Here is a 608-nt window from a genome sequence, read left to right on the forward strand (position 1 = left end):
CGCTGTGGCGGCTCACCGCGATATCCGGCGCGCCGCCCTCGGACACCGCCTAGCCCGGCGCGTGCGCCCCGCGCCCGCGTGGCCGGTGACGGGCAGCGAGGTCCGCGCGCGGCGTGGGCCGGGCCACGGCTCAGTCCGTGAGCTGCCGGTCGCGTTCGGCGATGGCCAGGTCGTTGATGCTGGCGTAGCGCCGCCGCATCAGGCCGTTCGCGGCGAACTCCCACTGCTCGTTGCCGTAGCTGCGCCACCACTGCCCGGCCTCGTCGTGCCACTCGTACGTGAAGCGGACCGAGATGCGGTGGTCGGTGTACGTCCACAGCTCCTTGCGCAGCCGGTAGTCGAGTTCGCGGCGCCACTTCTCGCGCAGGAAGGCGCGGATCTCCTCGCGTCCGCGCAGGAAAACGTCCCGGTTCCGCCACTCGGAGTCCTCGGTGTACGCCAGCGCCACCCGCTCGGGGTCGCGGGAGTTCCAGGCGTCCTGCGCCGCCTGGACCTTGCGGCGCGCGGTCTCCTCCGTGAACGGCGGCAGGGGTGGCCGAGTGGACATGTCGCTCTCCTTCGTCCGGGCGCGGCGGCGCCGGGCCCCGAACGGCCGGGGCACGGAACGG

Annotated in this window: 1 protein-coding gene; it reads right to left on the bottom strand. The window is 73.8% G+C overall.

Annotated features, from left to right (window positions below; translation table 11 throughout):
- Positions 1–130 precede the first annotated feature (130 nt).
- Positions 131–547 carry a nuclear transport factor 2 family protein gene (locus tag KUM32_RS38660; RefSeq protein WP_217146472.1) on the bottom strand — a complete coding sequence of 139 codons (417 nt, stop codon included), beginning with the start codon at positions 545–547 and terminating at the stop codon, positions 131–133.
- Between the last annotated feature and the right edge of the window lie 61 nt (positions 548–608).

It is taken from the genome of Streptomyces sp. AC627_RSS907, from assembly GCF_019049165.1.

Coding starts and splice junctions, on each gene's coding strand:
- KUM32_RS38660 (WP_217146472.1), bottom strand. CDS start 547: ATGTCCACTCGGCCACCCCTGCCGCCGTTCACGGAGGAGACCGCGCGC.